We start from the raw sequence: 3,019 nt of genomic DNA, 5'->3' as shown, positions 1-3,019 counted from the left end.
ACCTCGCGCTGATAGTCGGCGGGAAACTGCTCCAGCTTCCACACGCCCGGATTTCTGTAGCACAGGAGATCGACCAGCAGGTTGAACGGCGAAAGCAGCCAGGTGAAGAGCCCGTTGCCGAGGAAATAGCCGCTGAACAGCGAAAGGTCCTTTCTGTCGTTGCGCAGCACGTCGATCAATCCGCAGACGATGAAGATCGTCGTCAGGATCGGGATGAAGTAGAAGCCAAGGGCGAAAAGTGGAATGGCGATGGCGAATTTGCGAAGGGTTTTGCGAAGGGTCTTTGTCATTTTTCCACGCGCGAAGCGCGATCCTGTTGCGAATGAGTGATGCCGAAATCACGGCAACGACCACCGCCCGGTCGTGCGCCTTGATAAGGTTTTTTGGGTCACCACACAACGGCCAGTGGTATGCCGGCCGGCTGGTTGCCTTGTGAAACCTGCCGGTATCAGGTCAGTGCACCGCCGGCAGGCCAAGCTCGTCCCATTTCTCCCTGGGGACCAGATCGCCAACCAGAAATTCGAAGCCGACGACACTTTCGCCGTCTCCAGCCAGCTGGCATCTGAACTTCAGACCATACCAGTTTCTGCGGCTGCGGAAAGCCGCGCCGTCGGCGGCAATCGTGGTTCCGGTGATTTTCTCCTCGGCCGTCGCGTAAGGCACCACGCGCTCCGGCTGAAAGTCTGCGCGCCAGCGGCGGATCTGATCCATCGCCTCGAGATTGCACAATTGCACCATGCGCTCATCGGAAGCGAAAGTTTTCAGGTCGGCGCGTGCCTGCCGGCTGCGCGGATCGGCAAGTGTCTTGGCCGACAGCATTTCTGTCGGCCGGATCATCGTCGGCGCGGCGGGCGGTTGAGGTTTGGCCGGTATCGATGCAGGCGTTGGCGGTGCCGCCTGCACCTGCGGCGGCGCGGAAATGGCCTCAAGCTTTGGCGGCGGCCTGGTCGATGCCTCGAACTGTTGCGGCGTCAGGATGTCGACCGACACACGCTCTTCTTCCTGCCGGTTCGGCCGCTTGGGCAAAGGCATCAACGCCAGAAGCGCGGCGAACACCGCATGGAGGACGACCGAAGTTGAAACGCCCCAGGGCGAAGCCTCGTCTCGCGGCGTCACAACCACCGGACCACGCAAATGCGCTATCCCCGTTCCCTGCGCAGCTTTGCCCAATAGTCCAGCCGCTTGCGGATATCGCGCTCGAAGCCACGCTCGGGCGGATCATAGAAGGTCTGGCGGCCCATCTTCTCCGGGAAATAGTCCTGGCCGGAAAAGGCCTCCGGCTCGTCATGGTCATAGCGATAGCCGGCGCCGTAATCCTCCTCCTTCATCAGCTTGGTCGGCGCGTTGAGGATGTGCTTGGGCGGCAGCAGCGAGCCATGCTCCTTGGCGGCGCGCGTGGCCGCCTTGAAGGCGGTGTAGACAGCGTTGGATTTGGGCGCGGTGGCGAGATAGACCGTGGCCTCGGCGAAGGCGAGTTCGCCCTCCGGCGAGCCAAGATAATCATAAGCGTCCTTGGCGGCGTTGGCGACGACCAGCGCCTGCGGATCGGCAAGACCGATATCCTCCATCGCCATGCGCACCAGGCGGCGGCCGAGATAGAGCGGATCTTCGCCGGCATCGAACATGCGGGCCAGATAGTAGAGCGCGGCATCGGGATCCGACCCGCGCACCGACTTGTGCAGCGCCGAAATCAGATTGTAATGGCCGTCCTGGCCTTTGTCGTAGATCGGCGCGCGGCGCTGAACGATGCGCTGCAGGCCTTCGGCGTCGAAGATCTCGCCCGGCTTGGCGGCGCGCCATACTTCTTCCGCTAGCGTCAGCGACGCGCGGCCGTCGCCGTCGCTCATGCGCACCAGCATTGCCCTCGCCTCGTCGTCGAGCGGCAGCGCCTTGCCCTCGGTCTCCTCTGCCCGCGCCATCAGCCTGGCGATGCTTTCCTCGCCGAGCGAATGAAAGACCATGACCCGTGCGCGTGATAATAGCGCCGCATTGAGTTCGAAGGATGGGTTCTCGGTCGTGGCTCCCACCAGAACCACCGTTCCATCCTCCATGACCGGGAGAAAGGAATCCTGCTGGGCCCGGTTGAAACGATGGATCTCGTCGACGAACAGCAGCGTCTGGCGGCCATTGGCGCGGCGCAACCTGGCGGCCTCGAAGACTTTTTTCAGGTCGGCAACGCCGGAAAAGATCGCCGAGATCTGCTCGAATGCAAGGCTGGTCTCACCGGCAAGCAGCCTTGCCACGGTTGTTTTGCCGGTGCCTGGCGGCCCCCAGAAGATCATCGAGCCGAGCGAGCCGGAACCGATCAGGCGGGTAAGCGCGCCATCTGGCCCGGTCAGATGTTCCTGGCCAACCACCTCGCCAAGGTTTCTCGGCCGCAGCCTGTCGGCCAATGGCCTGCCTGGCGGCGCCTTTTCCGGTTCGTCGACACTGAACAGATCGGCCATGCACTTCTTTTGGGTTGGAGCGCGATCTCTTCAGAAACCGAACTCAGTAACGCAATACCTGGCGCAGTATCTGCCCGCCACGTTCGACCGTAAAGCGCCACCAGCGCGTATCCTGCTGGGCTATCTGCGCCAGCGTCGCGGCGGTGTCGATTGCGGTGCCATTGACCTCGCGCACGATGTCGCCCGGCTGGAAGCCGAAATCGGCCGCCGGCGAATCGCGATTGATGTCGATCACCGTCACACCCTTGAGGTCGGTACGCAGGCCAAGCTTCTGGGCCAGCCGCGGCGACAGTTCGGCGACCTTGGCGCCCGAGAACGGGCTGCGGCCATGCAACGTGACTTCGGCAGCCTTCGCACCCTCGGGGGCCCGCTCCAGTGCGATGTCCATCGCCGCCTGCTGGCCCTTGGTCAGGATCGCGAAATTGGCCTTGGTGCCGATCGACAGCGTCGCCATGCGATAGTCCAAGGCTTCGATGCTCTCGACCGGCTTGCCGTTGACTTGCAGCACGACATCGCCCGGCTTCAGCCCCGCTTTGCCGGAGGGACCGGTCGCCTCGACGGAAGAGACCAGC

Annotated in this window: 3 protein-coding genes and 1 pseudogene; all 4 read right to left on the bottom strand. The window is 63.0% G+C overall.

The genetic code is table 11. The annotated features are described in order from the left end of the window. A pseudogene (locus J0I79_RS34665) lies at positions 1-290 on the bottom strand (aspartyl/asparaginyl beta-hydroxylase domain-containing protein); the annotation flags it as partial. Between the two features lie 163 nt (positions 291-453). Beyond that, positions 454-1,134 (bottom strand): DUF930 domain-containing protein, encoded by a 681-nt coding sequence (locus J0I79_RS34660; RefSeq protein ID WP_292870578.1) that lies wholly within the window; start codon positions 1,132-1,134, stop codon positions 454-456. A gap of 5 nt (positions 1,135-1,139) precedes the next feature. Next, complete coding sequence (locus tag J0I79_RS34655; protein ID WP_292870575.1) at positions 1,140-2,447, bottom strand: replication-associated recombination protein A; 1,308 nt, start codon at positions 2,445-2,447, stop codon at positions 1,140-1,142. A gap of 43 nt (positions 2,448-2,490) precedes the next feature. Beyond that, positions 2,491-3,019, bottom strand: a 529-nt coding sequence (locus J0I79_RS34650; RefSeq protein WP_292870572.1) for a PDZ domain-containing protein, incomplete at its 5' end; no start/stop codon positions are given.

Origin of the sequence: Mesorhizobium sp., from assembly GCF_017306585.1 — a bacterium.
GTDB lineage: Bacteria > Pseudomonadota > Alphaproteobacteria > Rhizobiales > Rhizobiaceae > Mesorhizobium.
This window is presented reverse-complemented; position numbering and strand designations above follow the sequence as displayed.

What these genes read in the sequence shown, in the direction of transcription:
- J0I79_RS34655 (WP_292870575.1), bottom strand. Translation starts at nt 2,447, where the DNA reads ATGGCCGATCTGTTCAGTGTCGACGAACCGGAAAAGGCGCCGCCAGGC.